This window comes from Yersinia massiliensis (assembly GCF_003048255.1).
GTDB lineage: Bacteria > Pseudomonadota > Gammaproteobacteria > Enterobacterales > Enterobacteriaceae > Yersinia > Yersinia massiliensis_A.
Window position 1 is genome coordinate 1 of sequence record NZ_CP028488.1, and the last position, 16,933, is coordinate 16,933.

The following is a 16,933-nucleotide window of genomic DNA, read 5'->3' on the forward strand; positions in this document are numbered from 1 at the left end:
ATGACAACCTCAAAAAATAGTTCCCACCATTTCGGTTTTATGACACGCCGACATCTTCTGGGGACCCTCATTCTCTGTGGAATGATGGGAAATGCTTATGCGGGCTCTTGCTCAGGGGCTCTGGGTAATTATACTTGTTCTGGCGTAGAAGACACTGCAAATGATATTGAGCAGATTTTGACGGGAAACTCATTATCAGTTATGACGTTACCTGGGTTTGGCATCTCGACTAACAGCGGCAACGCATTTTCCTTAGCCGCTGATAATGAACTTGTCTTCACCGATAATAATGGCGCTACGATTACAGGAAATGTCGATGGTATTTATGCCGTTAACATTGCCTCAGGGGCGATACTGTCCATCACCACCACAGGTACTGTGACAGGGAGTCAAGGGCTTGGTATTTTTGGAAGTACTCTCGGCACAGATCTGACAATAGATACAGCCGATGTCTCGGGTAATACTTACGGTATTTATGCTGAAAACTATGGAACTGGTTCAATATCTATTACCGCTACGGGTTCCGTGACTGGTGCAGTAATCGAAGGTATTGTCGCTGTCAACGCCACTGGCACGGACATTACGATAGATGCTGTTAATGTCTCTGGCCAGCCTTCCGGTATTATTGCCCTTAACTATGGCACAGGTGCAACGTCTATTAGCACCACCGGCACCGTAACAGGAAAAGACTCTGTGGGACTTTATGTAGGTACTCTAGGCACTGGCTTGACGTTAGATACTGTTAATGTATTGGGCGGTAGTACAGGTATTCATGCTGAAAATTCTGGCTCTGGGGCAATGTCAATCACCACAACAGGCACTGTGACAGGGGCTCTAGCGGCAGGCATTCATGCTTATAATGCCGGTACGGACCAATCGATACGTGCAGCCGATGTTACGGGCTATACTAGCGCTATTTATGCTGAAAACTCTGGCTCTGGGGCACAATCCATTACCACCACAGGTACGGTGACCAGCATGACAGGTTACGGTATTGAGGCTCATAACTCGACAGAGTCCGCGTCACTGATTGTGCTTGGGGGCAGTACGGTGCAAGGTTATGCTGGCGGTATTTTCGTTGACTCGGCTTCGGTGACAGCCCCTGTTGATATCACCAACGCTGGTACGGTGCGTAACGTTTCAAGGCTTTCTTCAGACCTTGCTATCTTGGTAACAGGCGCTTCGGGTATCATCACTAATAATGGTTTGTTGCTAGGAACGGTTCAACTGAGCGATGAAGGCAACATTTTCCGCAATAACGTGGATGGAATTTGGAACACTGCCGGAGGAACCAATGATTTAGGTGCACTTATAGCATCCAATGCGGTATTCAATAACGGTTCTATCGTTGCAGCAAACGGTTCTGTTGCTGACCCCCTACAGGTTACGACCTTCAACAATGTCGGTACTTTCAGTAATGCTGGAGTCTTGACCATGGCCAATGGCCGTGCGGGGGATATGACGACCATCAACGGTAATTATGAGGGGAATGGTGGGACGTTGCTGTTCGATACCGTGTTGGGCGATGATAGTTCTGCGACCGATAAACTGGTGATTAATGGCAATACAGCTGGAAACACCTACGTGAGCGTGAACAACGCCGGAGGTAGCGGAGCCCAGACACTGAATGGTATTGAACTGATTCAGGTGAACGGTCAGTCAGATGGTCAGTTCGTGCAAAATGGCCGTATTGTTGCGGGGGCGTATGATTACTCTCTGGCCCGTGGCGTGGGAACGAATGCGACCAATTGGTATTTGAGCAGTGCAGTGGCTCCAGTCGACCCTACTGACCCTACTGACCCTACTGACCCTACTGACCCTACTGACCCATCATTAATGGTCGAACGTCCAGAAGCCAGTGCTTATACAGCGAACCTAGCTGCCGCAAACAATATGTTCGCCATGAGTCTGCATGACCGTTTGGGTGAGACACAGTATATCGATGCGTTAACCGGGGAACATAAAGTCACCAGCCTTTGGCTGCGTAACGCCGGTGGGCATAATCGTTCTCGTGATACGCTGGACCAGTTAAGTACGCAGGCTAACCGGTATGTTGTGCAACTGGGCGGCGATATTGCTCAATGGAGTCATGACGGGCAGGACCGTTTCCATCTTGGTGTGATGGGCGGTTATGCGAATAGCAAGAGCAGAACGGGAGCGAGTTTATCAGGTTATAGTGCCCGTGCTTCTGTTGATGGCTACAGCACGGGTGTCTATGGTACCTGGTATGCTAACGAAGCCGATAAATCGGGTTTGTATGTAGATAGCTGGGCACAGTACAGCTGGTTCAATAACACCGTTGATGGACAGGGGTTGAATACTGAAGAGTATAAATCTAAAGGGTGGACAGCTTCTCTAGAGAGCGGTTATACCTTTAAAGTCGGTGAGAATGCAGCTAAAAATGCCACTTACTTTATCCAACCGAAAGCCCAGGTGACCTGGATGGGCGTCAAAGCGGATGACCATAAAGAAGTGAATGGTACTCAAGTCTCTGGTGAAGGGGATGGCAATATTCAAACCCGCTTAGGTGTGAAAGCTTTTATGAACGGTTACAGTGAGCAGGACAAAGGAAAAGACCGGGTATTCCAACCTTTTGTTGAAGTCAACTGGGTTCATAACACTAAAGATTTTGGTACGACGATGAACGGCGTAAGCATTAAGCAAGATGGTGCGGCCAATATTGGTGAACTGAAAGTCGGTGTTGAAGGGCAAATCAATAAGCAGGTCAATCTATGGGGTAATATTGGTCAGCAAATTGGAAACAAAGGTTACAGTGACACCAGTGCCATGTTAGGGATTAAATACAACTTCTAATCATCATCAGTACTCGTCAATAACGGTGCCTAGGCACCGTTATTGACGTCCGGAATAATTAATAAATCGCATTGTAAATAAATTTAAATTGCCGGAAAGGACACATATAACATCATGAAAGTGATTGTGATTAGTGAGTGTGGATTAACAAACTTGTCGTTAAATATTATTGTTCAGGGAATAAAAAGTATTGTAGGTCTGGGCAGACGTATTAAGGTTGATTCATATTACGCTGTCGAAAATCAAGATATCTATAATCAGTTAAATAATCGAGATGTTATTATTCTGGATGTTGAAAACATTCCTCCTGTTTTTGTCTTAAAAACCATTAGTCAGATAAGAGATTCGAGCCCACTAGCTTACATTATGGTTCTTTTTCGTAAAAATGAAAAAACTGATGATATTATTTGCTTGTCTGAAATATCTGATGGGATTTTATGCAAAACCGCATCTATTGAACGAATTGAGAATTTAATTATTAATTTATTAACTTCACGTAAAGTGCCAAAGATATTTGATAAGTCAGGTTTGATACAAAAAATTAAAAGACAATTAACGCGCAGAGAAAATGAAGTGTTGGAATACCTCTTGTTAGGATTAACGAATGGAGATATCTCAAAAGTGCTGGGGATGAAGTATAAAACGGCCAGCGCGCATCGGCGCAACATATACAGTAAGTTAGGCGTCAAAGAAATTAATCAGACACTACAAAGTCTTTTGATACTGAAGTGAGATAGGGGTTCCATTCACATTTCCACGAAAAGTGCCACATGAAAGGTGTTAATTATGGCTCTGTCGCAGCCACTGTTGCAAATAGGCCGTGGTGATAAACTGAGCTCTCTTTTTTGGGTTCTGTCGCATTAAGGCGCTGTTCATGGTTAGGAAGTTGAATCCCTTTTTCTCCCTTAGGTCAGAGGCAAAATAGAGGGATAGGGCCATGACTTTCAACAGTCAGGGCTTTGTTAGATCGACGGTTGATTAAAATAAATACCGTTTTGATGCGAAATCCAAATTTCAGGCAGACCTTCCCTATGCCGCCTGCCGCAACCATCGCTCTGTTTTGAACGCCTGCCGACGTCGCGCCAATAACTCTTCTGCACGGATACCGGCTTCCGCACTGTTAAAAACCATCCAATTACCACACAACACGCACTGGTAAGGATCCACATTCGTAAATTGTTTCATCAGCGACGCAAAGCCCGGTTTCTGCGGTTTTTTCTTCATTTCAATCCCCAGGGCGGTGTAGACCTTAGGCAATAACTCACCCCGTTTGCGGTTGGCCAGAAAACCGTAATACCTCACCATCTTAAAATGACGTGACGGGATATGGCTGATATAGCGCCACAGCATCTCTTCCTGGCTGAGTCGTTGCGTGCGGTGTTGCTGAGTCCGATGGTCATAGTAATGATGAACAACGGCTCCGCCGGTGTAATGACGCAGTTTTGAGGCGGCAATCGGTGGCCGTTTCAGATAGCGGCCGAGGTAGTTGACGTTTTGCCGGGCATGTTTCGTCTTTTTAGCAAAGTGGATTTTCCAGCGACGCTGAAACTGCACCTCAAGAAACTGGCACCATTCCCGGTAGTCCCGGATAAGTGGATAGCCTGCAGCCGATAAATTGAGCGAGGCATAGCTTTCTCGCAACAGGGTGATGACGGCCTGACGCCAATAGCGCTCAACGATTTTCTTTTTGAAGTAAACCGGCCGCCAGACGCCGTATTTGAGGCACAAACCTCCACGCGTGACGGACAGATGAATGTGCGGATGCTGATTGAGCTGGCGGCCATAGGTATGCAGGGCTACAAACAAGCCTATTTCGATATCGAGTTTTTTAGCCCATTTCAGCAAGGTATTGGCAGCGCAGGCGAAGAGTTTGTTGAGTAGGGGCCAGTTGCTGGCAAAGGCGGGCCAGAGTTTATCGGGCATGGTGAAGGTGATGTGTTGCCATTCGCAGTCGGGCAGGATGTGCTGTTGCTCAGCAATCCATTGCTCGGTGGCTTTCATGCCACAGGCGCTGCAGCCTTTGCTTTTACAACTTTGGCAGAAGTATTTGGTGTGAGAACAGTGGGCAGAAGCGCAACAATAGCGGCGAACGCCCATGGCACCGGTCCCGCAGGCGAGCATCCGCTCGACGACCAGTTTGGTCCATTCGGGGATGAGGCTGCCGTGTTTAGCGAGTAACTGGCCCCAGCCATCATCAATCTGGAAGAGGAGTTTTGCCGGTCGAGGTATGTGCATACACGGGAGTATAGCGAGCTACGATGGCTGAATAAAGTCACTCTCTAACAGAGTCTTAGCTCCCGCCGCAGGCGGGCTAATGTTCATGGAATAACTTCAAATGGATGTAGGATAGAAATTCTGTTAGGTTGGGATAGAGTTCTAGATTATTTTTTCCTTGTAATAGAACCAGACCGCGACCCACCCCTTTACTCTAACTTGGATGAAAATGATTTTGCATCTCTATCTCTTGAATATTTTCAATCAGTTTTGGATAGGTTTGGAATTACGAATGTTAGTTTGAATATTGGGCATAGAGATAAACTTTATGAGAAATTAATGAAAGAAAGTGGCCGTACAGATTAACTAACAGGTTAAACCTAGTCAGTTACGGGGTTTGAGGTCCAATGGGGCGAAATTACCTGAGTGCTCAGAAAATTAAATCTTTCTGGGCACTCAGGTAATTCTGCCCATTGCTGGCATTTCGTTACCTAAATATACCAGCGAGTTAGGTGACGAAATATCTGGCTTACAATCCCAAAACGTAAGTTTCTGTTAAAATTCTCTAAGGAGAGCATAAGCCGGAACCGTCGATATTTACGGGCCGTAGTCTTGAGGTATATTAGTTAAGTTCCCTGTTATATCTACCGCGGCCATAACTGTACAAGGGTCGCGAAAGTGTATTTTCCTAGAGCCGTTGACGCTAATGATTTAGTCAGATGTCGCATTTTGCAACTTCGCTCCCACTAGGCCTATTTGTTATGGTGCGATTCCAACTTCCCATTTATAGGTGTTAGGGCCATTTTCTCCGGTGGTTGCATTAGTCACAATCTGAACGTAGCGTTCTCCAGCCAGCTCTCGGATCATTTGATCTAAGACCCATTGCAAATGATGCATTTCATCAGTTCCACCATATCGACAGGCCAGTTCGATAGCTCGCTCAATTCGTTGTTGTTCTTCTGTCATACAGAGTTCCTGTAGTGTAAAAAATGTGTTTAACGTTCAATATTGTCAGTTTCCCAAGCTGACCCAAAATTACACCATTACAAACCCACTGTATGGGAGATAGCTAAAGTTACAGCTGAATATCAATGTATGGGGAATACCTAAAGTTTATGTGCCAGAAAAAGAAGGCTCCGGATTTTTGGTTATGATGGTAAAAATTAATTTTCCGTCTTCGGTCTCTGACATCGATGCCGACAGTGGTGTTTCTTTACTGATTTTTTCTAGTGCGGGTTTGATGAACGTTCGCTTCATTTCAGCAAAATTATCGCGTTGGGATTGTGGTAATTGATAGCGTTCGGCAAGCCAGTTCGGTGTAGTGATCCATATACCTGACTTCCTAAACTGACACAGACTTTCATACAGACGGATTGCCCGGACACTGTTAATACGGCCACAGTCATACAAATTGTAAGTCGTAAATTGGCTGCTTAGATCAAGGAGATAAGGCATTACCTTATGATTGAATTCAATTGACCACGAACCCCGGCCACGTTTAAGACCAGCCTCAGCTAACCACGGGCGTTTACGTTCTTCATATTCACCGTCTGACGGGAAAAATGTCACAGAGCTATTAGATAAAGCATCAATTCCTTTTCTAACGTCGGTACTGGCGGTTGCCTGGCTTACTTTAAACAGGCGCTGATAATCTGCCACACGGACGGTAAACGTTCCCTGATGTTCTTCTTGGCGATAGGTTTCCATAAGGCATAACCAGAGCACTCGTTTCGCTTGTAGTGAGAGATAGTAGGCCGCTTCGGTAAGCTCATTTGATTGTGCAATGGCGGGACGGTTTGTTTTAATAATCCCTTTATTTTCATTCATATGAAAGCCTATGGGTTGTTTTCAATGTACCCATAGTGGCACCTGTTTTAGTTATCGGTCAAGACTAACTTGTGCTAGTTCCCATACACAACCAAACACAAAACAAACTTTAGCTATTTCCCATACCAACTTTAGCCATTTCCCATACGTACTTTAGCTATAACCCATACTAACTTTATGTTCTTCCCATTCTAAGTTGTGGTATTTCCCATATTGACAAGGCTGAGATGCGCACCAGTCAAGGCTTTACTTAAGGTCTAAAAAGCTTTAAAAAGCATTAAAAAGCAAGTAAAAAGGTTTTAAAAAACAATCCTGTATATATGTGGATAACTTATTTATGGGAAAGACCTATAGTATCCTTAGGTAAACTGCAGTACCCCCCATCGGCGAGCCGACGGGTCCCGTAATCTCAATTATTCATATCCAACAGATGAGAGTAAGAAAGGCATAGTAGCTCAATAACCGGTTAGTCAGGCATCGCAACGGCACGTTGCGATCCAAGCTTCGGTGGGGCTTCCTGCATCGTAAAAAGACAGGCCTAGCAGGATGGCGGGAATTACAGTGATCCTAATTGATCATTCATTGGGTTAATTAAGATGGAGGCATGTTGGGTAACGAAAATATAGGTTTAACTTGAACATATGGTAGGTTTTAAACACCATTAAACCAGCAGAGTGCCAGGGTTATGACACTCTTTACATAGCTACGCTATAGCCATACCGTTCCAACTATCTTTATAGATAATATTGCCGTCACAACATTTCCATGTGATGGATTCGTAGCGTAACTGAAGGGTTTCGAGGTGCGTTCCTGTTTGACCTCCAGGATGTAAGCTAGGTGTAATTGCCGTCACTTTAACGTTATCTAAAATTATATTAAAATATTCCTTTTCCACTCCTGAATCCAAAATACTATACATTTTTATTGTTGCAGATTTTAGCACCTGACCTTTACACAACGCTCTATACAGAATAGGTGTAGTTTTATCGAATTCTTTTTGCATAGAAAACGGTGCATGAACTCTTGTACCTGTCAGTCGGCCTGTGTTCCCGTCCGTTGGGATTGAAACATTATGATTAACTGACTTTAATTCAATAGCCCCTACTCTACCTGAAACCAAAGAACCACCAACAATGGGCGAACCATTTTCATCAACTAACCAAAGATATGCTGGAATAGACATATTAGGGGTCTGACGCTCAGTGGAACGAAAACTCACGTTAAGATTCTTTTCTGAAAGTAGGAGGCCAACAGAGCGAAAACTTACCGTGAGGTTAAACTTTCCGCCCTAAGGGCCATTTTAATTAATAGAAATGAGCGTTTTACTCTATTTCTCTGACAAAGCGAGATTTCTGTTGGAACTTAAGATCCTTCCAAGGCATCATTCTTTGTTTAGGGTACGTAACATAAAGCCAACGCTTTGCGCGAGTTACTGCCACAAAGGCATTATTACGTTCTTCATCAATTTCTTTTAATGAGTTAGCTCGGTAATCAGGGAAAACACCCTCACACATTCCCATCAAAAAAACGATGTCTTTTTCAAGTCCCTTCATAGTATGAACGGTACTCAATAACAACCCATTTTCTAATGAGTTTTCTGTTAACTGACCAAGGGCTAAAGCATTTCTAAAAGCGACTAAAGAATTTCCCAACCCTTTGCGTTTGAATAAGGTCCAAGCTCTGCTAAACTCATTCAATTCATCTAAACTTAATTTTATCTCTTCAGACTTCCCTTCAGATGGAGCTGTACCTTGACTAATTAAACTAGTTAACTTTTCTTCAAACAAACGAACGAACTTTCTTATATTAGGTTCATCAACGTCTAGGCTATTTATTGAATTCATCAACTCAGAATACAATTCAGCGTTTTCTCTATCCAGATTTTTAGTTTGATTGGCTAAAATATTTAAAACACCATTTGACCATGACGTAGGCGCTATAACTCCCAATAGCGAGCACAACTTTTTACCATCAACCCAATCTTTTGGATTTAGCTTTATGCGAATAGAGTAATCGAGAATTCTTCCAAAAATTGTCGTAGGCTCTAGTTGACGCTCTCCTTTTCTCATGGAAAAATGGATATTATTTTGTTTTAAACAAGCTTCTAGTTTATTAAAAACGAATCTATTCCTTGCTATAACCACCATTTTATCTAAAGATATGTCACCCTCTATTTCAGGATGTGTTTTTAACTCTAAGAGCAGCTTAACTGTAGATGTAATCCATTCAGCCTCAGCTTCTTCCGTATCAGCAGAAACTATCTTAACACCGCCTTCTAAGGCATAATCAAGTTCCGCTTGAGAGTTCGGCTTTAATTTATTCGCAGCCCTAATAATAGCCTTTGCGCTACGATAGTTTTCTCTTAATTCAAACTGAAATGGAGTAAAATCCTCCAAGAAATAGGTGCAAAGATACTCTTTTGAAGAACCATTGAACCCATAAATCATCTGATTCGGATCTCCCACCATGAATACACTGTGGATGACATCTCCGCACAATGCCTTAATAAACTCATACTGGGCTTTATTTAAGTCTTGAGCTTCATCGATACAAACATGTTTGTACTGAGAACGATAAATTTGAGCGATCCAGTTATGTGTTAATAAAATTTTGTGAGCATAAACTAATATGTCATCATAATCTATCCCACCACTATTGACTAAAGATGATTGATAGTCTTGAAAGACCTTCCAAATATTACTGTTTGGATATTTTTCTGTTACATCTGATTCTGTAAATAGCTCACGCTTGATCCTTGAAAATATATCCATATAATTTTGAAGATTTTTTTCTCGACTTTTTAGCTCCTTAGAATCAGAAATATTCAGATATTCATCAATATTTACGCCATCTTCACGTAAGGATTGGAGGAAAACTTCCATTCGATCTTTATCTCGATCATAAATATGAAGCTCTGCAGGTAATCCTACTGTATGCCCATACTTCTCAAGAATACGCTGAGCCACAGAATGAATTGTTGCTATCCAAGCCCTATCTTCCGCTTCAATACAGTCCTCTAGGCGAACAGACATTTCTTCCGCAGCTTTGTTTGTGAAAGTAAGCGCTATCACTCCATCTTTTTTTGTATTCTGCAATATATAGCGAACTCGTTCAGTTAAAACTCGTGTTTTACCAGAACCGGCTGAAGCAAGCACTTGAATCGCTTTATTAAATGGTGCGTGCACTATTTGAGCTTGACTTGATGATAAGTTCAACATCATTATCCCCACCCTTTTAGCTGAGTAAAAGTATCAATAACAGCCTGAGGTATTAATTGTTCCACTGTTTTATTGTTTGGATTTCTTAATATGACATCAGCTAGAAAACCAGCGTAAGATGCCTTGGAGGAACGCATTCTCTTTAGAAGCTCATCATCACTAAGCGCCTCGATTTCTCTAGTTTTAGCTTCATTATAGGCAGCATTACTTCCCCCCCTTGTCTCCGTATTAATCAGAGCCTCGATAATTTCTTGACGCATCCCCACAACATGAATTAACTCAGCCTCAATATCATTTTTAGGTGACAAATAGGAAACATGTAAATTTTTTTCAGACAGAATTAATGATGTGTTTCTTTCAATCTTCCTTAATTGAGATTCAATTTCCGTTTTAGTATTTCCATCGTTATCACTGACAATGCACACAGGAATGCCAAAACTCAATGCCATTTTTATAAATGGCGGGTAGTTTTTCCCAGAAACACTTATACAATTTACTCCAAGAGAAAATGCAGATTTTCTAAAAAAGGCTGAAAACATTGAAGGTATTATTTGTTCTTCAGTAACACCTTCGAATAATATTAGCGCTTTTGAGAACAATAGCTCGCCTCTGAATCGCATAATTTCTCGCTGAAGAATATTTATATCTTCTGGATCTAATCCACTAATTAATTGCGTAGCATTGATAGCATTTGATGTTCTAATCAACCCACGTAAGTTTTCAAGTTCTGACATCCCCACTAAATATGGGGAGTGTGTACTAATGATAACTTGGCCAGGACTATCTTGTAATTGTTGGAAAAGTGTTCTTTGCGCATTCGGATGTAAATGTGCCTCAGGTTCTTCCGCCGCTAATATTGGAAAGAATGGTTCAGCTTCTTTCTCATGGTTTGTCGCCATCAACTCTGTAAATGCTTTCACTGCTAATATAGACGCCCAACTGCGTGTTCCCATACCATGGTATTCCATAGAGAATGAGCTTTTATCAGACTCTCCAAAATGCACGCTGAATCGTTTTGAAAGATCTCTTATTTTTTTTGGAAATGGTGTCAGTTCAGTTTGTCCAGACCCTTCAAATGATTGATTTAGAGTATCAAGATGAATTTTTAAACGTTTAAGAGGTTCGCTTTTATTAATCGCTTCCTTGTTGATTTCGGCAACCATTTTTTCCAATTCTGCTACATCATCATCACCGTATTCAATACTTGATAGAACTCTACCAACAAACGAAGATTTTTCTTTCAACTCATTATGGATATCTCGCTGTGCATCTATAGAAATAAAAGGTATGGACTCGAGTCTCCTTCCCATCTTATTTTTACTGTTAATGCGAGAATCTTGCCAATTTTCGGCATTCGGCCAAACATCTAAATAAAATCGTTCGACGTTATATCCACCTTTAACTCTATCAGGCTTTGCAGTTGTTCGTATTGCTACAAATTGTTTCCCATCAGCCTCTGCTTGTATCGAATCACCAAATTCTTGTTGCCATGATTCTGAAAACTCAGCGGTTCTAATGCCGCGATCTAATGCAATAAAACGCAAGTCAATTGTAATGTTATCTTGTCTCTTTTCATCATCGCCAATATGAAAATCCTCATCAGATAAATACCGAGAATAATCCCCTAATGAAAGTTGCAGGGCTTTTATTATCGATGTTTTCCCTGCGTTATTTTGGCCAAACAATACAGTTACCCGAGGCAAAATAACCTCCACATTGGAGACACCTCTGAATCCACAAATTCGAACAACATCAATTTGGATATTCATTATTCAAGATACCTTTTTTGGCTCATTTGGAGCACTTTGTAAACCGAGGAGCGGGCAATGTTTAATATTCTCGATATATCTGTAGCCCCAATCCCTTGTTCCCTAAGAGCTAAGACCTTTTGTTTATCCACACTAGGTTTTCTCCCAAATTTAACGCCTCTACTCTTAGCTTCTAAGCGTCCTTCGTTAGTACGTTCCAGTATCCGTTGTCGTTCTGCTTGAGCTACAGCGGACAGGATAGTGACTATCATCTTACCCATTGTCCCTTCTGTGCTGATCCCATCATCCAGAAAGCGTATAGCGACACCCATTTCATCAAACTCTTTGATAAGTTGAATCATATCTGACGTATCTCGGCCAAGGCGGTCTAGCTTTTTTATTAGGATGACGTCGCCTTCCTCAATTTTTAGCCGAAGCATCTGGAGCCCTTCGCGATCCATCTTAGTGCCAGTCACTTTATCCGTAAAAATACGATTTGTTTTTACTCCCTCAGCTTTAAGCGCTTTTACTTGCGAATCAAGAGATTGCTGACTGGTGGAGACGCGAGCATAACCAAAGGTTCTCATGGCAAAAATGTCTCCTAAATCGATTTGTGTACATTTCATTCATTATTTGTCTATTATATGACATTTATCGATTTAATGGACACATCTTAACTATTAATTTAAGACGTCTATAAAGTTATAACATTTCGGACGGTTGCAAAAGTGTTACTAAATGCCCGTCAGGCAGGGAGACCGATATGCCCGTTGACTTTCTGACCACTGAGCAGACTGAAAGCTATGGCAGATTCACCGGTGAACCGGATGAGCTTCAGCTGGCACGATATTTTCACCTTGATGAAGCAGACAAGGAATTTATCGGAAAAAGCAGAGGTGATCACAACCGTCTGGGCATTGCCCTGCAAATTGGATGTGTCCGTTTTCTGGGCACCTTCCTCACCGATATGAATCATATTCCTTCCGGCGTCCGGCATTTTACCGCCAGACAGCTCGGGATTCGTGATATCACCGTTCTTGCAGAATACGGTCAGAGGGAAAATACCCGCCGTGAGCATGCAGCGCTGATACGTCAGCACTATCAGTATCGTGAATTTGCCTGGCCCTGGACATTTCGCCTTACCCGTCTTTTATATACCCGGAGCTGGATAAGCAACGAACGTCCTGGCCTGCTTTTCGATCTGGCGACAGGGTGGCTTATGCAACATCGTATTATTCTCCCCGGAGCCACTACGCTGACCCGGTTGATTTCAGAGGTAAGGGAAAAGGCGACGTTGCGCCTGTGGAACAAACTGGCACTGATACCGTCAGCCGAACAGCGTTCACAGCTGGAGATGCTGCTGGGGCCAACTGATTGCAGCCGCCTGTCTTTACTGGAATCACTGAAAAAAGGCCCTGTGACCATCAGTGGTCCGGCGTTTAATGAAGCAATTGAACGCTGGAAAACTCTGAACGATTTTGGCCTGCATGCTGACAACCTGAGTACACTCCCGGCTGTGCGCCTGAAAAATCTCGCACGTTATGCTGGTATGACTTCGGTGTTCAATATTGCCAGGATGTCACCGCAGAAAAGGATAGCGGTTCTGGTTGCCTTTGTCCTTGCATGGGAAACGCTGGCGCTGGATGATGCACTGGACGTTCTGGACGCCATGCTGGCCGTTATCATCCGTGACGCCAGAAAGATTGGGCAGAAAAAACGGCTCCGCTCGCTGAAGGATCTGGATAAATCTGCATTGGCGCTCGCCAGCGCATGTTCGTACCTGCTGAAAGAAGAAACACCGGACGAATCGATTCGTGCTGAGGTGTTCAGCTACATCCCCAGACAAAAGCTGGCTGAAATCATCACGCTTGTCCGTGAAATTGCCCGGCCCTCAGACGATAATTTTCATGAAGAAATGGTGGAGCAGTACGGGCGCGTTCGTCGTTTCCTGCCCCATCTGCTGAATACCGTTAAATTTTCATCCGCACCTGCCGGGGTTACCACTCTGAATGCCTGTGACTACCTCAGCCGAGAGTTCAGCTCACGGCGGCAGTTTTTTGACGACGCACCAACGGAAATTATCAGTCGGTCATGGAAACGGCTGGTGATTAACAAGGACAAACATATCACCCGCAGGGGATACACGCTCTGCTTTCTCAGTAAACTGCAGGATAGTCTGAGGCGGAGGGATGTCTACGTTACCGGCAGTAACCGGTGGGGAGATCCTCGTGCAAGATTACTACAGGGTGCTGACTGGCAGGCAAACCGGATTAAGGTTTATCGTTCTTTGGGGCACCCGACAGACCCGCAGGAAGCAATAAAATCTCTGGGTCATCAGCTTGATAGTCGTTACAGACAGGTTGCTGCACGTCTTGGCGAAAATGAGGCTGTCGAACTCGATGTTTCTGGCCCGAAGCCCCGGTTGACAATTTCTCCCCTCGCCAGTCTTGATGAGCCGGACAGTCTGAAACGACTGAGCAAAATGATCAGTGATCTGCTCCCTCCGGTAGATTTAACGGAGTTGCTACTCGAAATTAACGCCCATACCGGATTTGCTGATGAGTTTTTCCATGCTAGTGAAGCCAGTGCCAGAGTTGATGATCTGCCCGTCAGCATCAGCGCCGTGCTGATGGCTGAAGCCTGCAATATCGGTCTGGAACCACTGATCAGATCAAATGTTCCTGCACTGACCCGACACCGGCTGAACTGGACAAAAGCGAACTATCTGCGGGCTGAAACTATCACCAGCGCTAATGCCAGACTGGTTGATTTTCAGGCAACGCTGCCACTGGCACAGATATGGGGTGGAGGAGAAGTGGCATCTGCAGATGGAATGCGCTTTGTTACGCCAGTCAGAACAATCAATGCCGGACCGAACCGCAAATACTTTGGTAATAACAGAGGGATCACCTGGTACAACTTTGTGTCCGATCAGTATTCCGGCTTTCATGGCATCGTTATACCGGGGACGCTGAGGGACTCTATCTTTGTGCTGGAAGGCCTTCTGGAACAGGAGACCGGGCTGAATCCAACCGAAATTATGACCGATACAGCAGGTGCCAGCGAACTTGTCTTTGGCCTTTTCTGGCTGCTGGGATACCAGTTTTCTCCACGCCTGGCTGATGCCGGTGCTTCGGTTTTCTGGCGAATGGACCATGATGCCGACTATGGTGTGCTGAATGATATTGCTAGAGGGCAATCAGATCCCCGAAAAATAGTCCTTCAGTGGGACGAAATGATCCGGACCGCTGGCTCCCTGAAGCTGGGCAAAGTACAGGCTTCAGTGCTGGTCCGTTCATTGCTGAAAAGTGAACGTCCTTCCGGACTGACTCAGGCAATCATTGAAGTGGGGCGCATCAACAAAACGCTGTATCTGCTTAATTATATTGATGATGAAGATTACCGCCGGCGCATTCTGACCCAGCTTAATCGGGGAGAAAGCCGCCATGCCGTTGCCAGAGCCATCTGTCACGGTCAAAAAGGTGAGATAAGAAAACGATATACCGACGGTCAGGAAGATCAGTTGGGAGCACTGGGGCTGGTCACTAACGCCGTCGTGTTATGGAACACTATTTATATGCAGGCAGCCCTGGATCATCTCCGGGCGCAGGGTGAAACACTGAATGATGATGATATCGCACGCCTCTCCCCGCTTTGCCACGGACATATCAATATGCTCGGCCATTATTCCTTCACGCTGGCAGAACTGGTGACCAAAGGACATCTGAGACCATTAAAAGAGGCGTCAGAGGCAGAAAACGTTGCTTAACGTGAGTTTTCGTTCCACTGAGCGTCAGACCCCGAATAATGTCACCCGGTGCCGCATCATCGAGCAGTCGTAAAAGTTCTGGCCGTTGGAGTGAAGCCCCGGATACATTTTCGGTGTACCAGCTGGCCATCCGAAAACCTTTCTCTTCCACAAAGGCTTTCATGCGATTTTTGGCTCGGAGTGCGTCTTGTTCTTTCGTCGAGGCGCGGAGATAGCCGTGAATGTACATTTTTTACCCACAAGTGACGTTTAGGTGATGATCATAATGTACATGACAGATAAGTGATGATCCAACAGTGAAATGACCATAATTTTAGCTATGACATTAGGGTATACCGCTCACAAATTGCGCTGCTTTAATTCTGTCTAAACATGGCGGTAAAGCATCCCAAGAAATCGCGTAGCGTAATCCTACGTTAGATATTATCCTCGGATTTTCTCTGAATAATGGTTCGTATGAAGGCTGCTGATATGTGAAGTGCTAACTCAGCATCATATTCAAGAACCGAGGATACCTTGTTGCTCCCGTGCCTGACCGCAGGTTCAGCGTTCGTGTAGGCGTAAAACTTTTCTATTACGGTGATAAGCAAGGGGGAAATAGAACTTTCCTTCTTCATTATTTTTAGCGCATCCCCCAGTGTGGAGGCGGTCGGATATAATGTACGGCATACGCTTTCAACGGCACTGATCGACTCTTTGATCGAGTTCTCTGGGTCTTTTTGTGAACCGAGAGTGAAAGCACGTGCTTTCGCATAATGTTTTCTGGCAGGTTCGAACTTGTCTTTAAGGGACGAATCTGTCTGATTAACCCTGAGCTCTAAATCATGAGGCAGCGGCGTTTCTAAGGTACTTGATTCGTTCAGCTTCCACTCTATCTTATGCATGGAAAACAGATCGTTAACTTTTTGTCGGTAAGATGCATAGCTGAACTCTTCGTAGGTTTTCTTAGCCCAAGAAAAAGTTTGTTCACCTTCAATTTCTTTTAATATCTGCCCGATAATTTCTACTGTATCGTAAAATTTATACCACTCTAGATGTTGTATTCTCGTCTTTAAAGATTCATAACAATAAAATGAATCAAAGTCTTCTTGATCTGTTTCATGACCATTTTCAGCGCATATTCTTTCTATTAATGCTTTTATTCCCAGAGGTTTGTTTTCTGTATTTTGGACACGGCTATCTCCGTCAACAAAAATAAGGTTATCGAGTACTTTAAGAAAGAAGAAAGACTTTAGCCAGTCAGGGGCATCCTGTTTAATTGGCTCATTTTTGTAGTCTGGATCAAACCCATTACGATAAGAAAATTTCACAACAGCCTCGCTTCTGGCGGATTATGGATACTT

The 16,933-nt window shown here is 43.9% G+C and carries 11 protein-coding genes and 1 pseudogene; 3 read left to right on the forward strand and 9 right to left on the reverse strand.

The window, feature by feature from the left end:
* Positions 1 to 201: 201 nt before the first annotated feature.
* A complete protein-coding gene (locus tag DA391_RS23155; protein ID WP_108088351.1) occupies positions 202 to 2,814 on the forward strand; it encodes an autotransporter outer membrane beta-barrel domain-containing protein in 2,613 nt (870 codons plus the stop codon).
* Between the two features lie 114 nt (positions 2,815 to 2,928).
* The gene (locus DA391_RS23160; RefSeq protein ID WP_088130884.1) at positions 2,929 to 3,546 is read left to right on the forward strand and encodes a response regulator transcription factor; all 618 of its coding nucleotides are present in this window, start codon (positions 2,929 to 2,931) and stop codon (positions 3,544 to 3,546) included.
* A gap of 297 nt (positions 3,547 to 3,843) precedes the next feature.
* On the opposite strand, the gene DA391_RS23165 is transcribed toward DA391_RS23160, so the two are convergent.
* From DA391_RS23165 to DA391_RS23200, 7 genes are all read right to left on the reverse strand, one after another.
* Complete coding sequence (locus DA391_RS23165) at positions 3,844 to 5,049, reverse strand: IS91 family transposase (RefSeq protein WP_108088326.1); 1,206 nt, start codon at positions 5,047 to 5,049, stop codon at positions 3,844 to 3,846.
* Between the two features lie 738 nt (positions 5,050 to 5,787).
* Positions 5,788 to 5,994 carry a hypothetical protein gene (locus tag DA391_RS23175; protein WP_050288967.1) on the reverse strand — a complete coding sequence of 69 codons (207 nt, stop codon included), beginning with the start codon at positions 5,992 to 5,994 and terminating at the stop codon, positions 5,788 to 5,790.
* Between the two features lie 147 nt (positions 5,995 to 6,141).
* The gene (locus DA391_RS23180) at positions 6,142 to 6,855 is read right to left on the reverse strand and encodes a replication initiation protein (protein WP_050288965.1); all 714 of its coding nucleotides are present in this window, start codon (positions 6,853 to 6,855) and stop codon (positions 6,142 to 6,144) included.
* A 703-nt stretch (positions 6,856 to 7,558) separates the two neighbouring features.
* Entirely contained in the window at positions 7,559 to 8,038 is a 480-nt protein-coding gene (locus DA391_RS23185; protein WP_050288964.1) for an Hcp family type VI secretion system effector, read from the reverse strand.
* Positions 8,039 to 8,177: 139 nt separating this feature from the next.
* Positions 8,178 to 10,073: an ATP-dependent helicase gene (locus DA391_RS23190; RefSeq protein WP_167398203.1), complete on the reverse strand. Its 1,896-nt coding sequence runs from the start codon at positions 10,071 to 10,073 to the stop codon at positions 8,178 to 8,180.
* 2 nt (positions 10,074 to 10,075) lie between these two features.
* The gene (locus tag DA391_RS23195) at positions 10,076 to 11,842 is read right to left on the reverse strand and encodes an ATP-dependent nuclease (RefSeq protein WP_108087335.1); all 1,767 of its coding nucleotides are present in this window, start codon (positions 11,840 to 11,842) and stop codon (positions 10,076 to 10,078) included.
* A complete protein-coding gene (locus DA391_RS23200) occupies positions 11,842 to 12,408 on the reverse strand; it encodes a recombinase family protein (protein ID WP_108087334.1) in 567 nt (188 codons plus the stop codon). Before DA391_RS23200 ends, DA391_RS23195 begins: the two co-directional genes overlap by 1 nt.
* Before the next feature lie 176 nt (positions 12,409 to 12,584).
* On the opposite strand from DA391_RS23200, the gene DA391_RS23205 reads away from it, so the two are divergent.
* Positions 12,585 to 15,590 carry a Tn3-like element Tn3 family transposase gene (locus DA391_RS23205; RefSeq protein WP_108087333.1) on the forward strand — a complete coding sequence of 1,002 codons (3,006 nt, stop codon included), beginning with the start codon at positions 12,585 to 12,587 and terminating at the stop codon, positions 15,588 to 15,590.
* A gap of 34 nt (positions 15,591 to 15,624) precedes the next feature.
* On the opposite strand, the pseudogene DA391_RS23210 reads toward DA391_RS23205, so the two are convergent.
* Positions 15,625 to 15,819 (reverse strand): annotated as a pseudogene (locus DA391_RS23210) (recombinase family protein); the annotation flags it as partial.
* A gap of 187 nt (positions 15,820 to 16,006) precedes the next feature.
* Positions 16,007 to 16,900 carry a hypothetical protein gene (locus DA391_RS23215; RefSeq protein WP_088130867.1) on the reverse strand — a complete coding sequence of 298 codons (894 nt, stop codon included), beginning with the start codon at positions 16,898 to 16,900 and terminating at the stop codon, positions 16,007 to 16,009.
* Between the last annotated feature and the right edge of the window lie 33 nt (positions 16,901 to 16,933).

What these genes read in the sequence shown, in the direction of transcription:
- DA391_RS23175 (WP_050288967.1), bottom strand. Translation starts at nt 5,994, where the DNA reads ATGACAGAAGAACAACAACGAATTGAGCGAGCTATCGAACTGGCCTGT.
- DA391_RS23200 (WP_108087334.1), bottom strand. Translation starts at nt 12,408, where the DNA reads ATGAGAACCTTTGGTTATGCTCGCGTCTCCACCAGTCAGCAATCTCTT.
- DA391_RS23195 (WP_108087335.1), bottom strand. Translation starts at nt 11,842, where the DNA reads ATGAATATCCAAATTGATGTTGTTCGAATTTGTGGATTCAGAGGTGTC.
- DA391_RS23160 (WP_088130884.1), top strand. Translation starts at nt 2,929, where the DNA reads ATGAAAGTGATTGTGATTAGTGAGTGTGGATTAACAAACTTGTCGTTA.
- DA391_RS23190 (WP_167398203.1), bottom strand. Translation starts at nt 10,073, where the DNA reads ATGTTGAACTTATCATCAAGTCAAGCTCAAATAGTGCACGCACCATTT.
- DA391_RS23165 (WP_108088326.1), bottom strand. Translation starts at nt 5,049, where the DNA reads ATGCACATACCTCGACCGGCAAAACTCCTCTTCCAGATTGATGATGGC.
- DA391_RS23180 (WP_050288965.1), bottom strand. Translation starts at nt 6,855, where the DNA reads ATGAATGAAAATAAAGGGATTATTAAAACAAACCGTCCCGCCATTGCA.
- DA391_RS23185 (WP_050288964.1), bottom strand. Translation starts at nt 8,038, where the DNA reads ATGTCTATTCCAGCATATCTTTGGTTAGTTGATGAAAATGGTTCGCCC.
- DA391_RS23205 (WP_108087333.1), top strand. Translation starts at nt 12,585, where the DNA reads ATGCCCGTTGACTTTCTGACCACTGAGCAGACTGAAAGCTATGGCAGA.
- DA391_RS23155 (WP_108088351.1), top strand. Translation starts at nt 202, where the DNA reads ATGACGTTACCTGGGTTTGGCATCTCGACTAACAGCGGCAACGCATTT.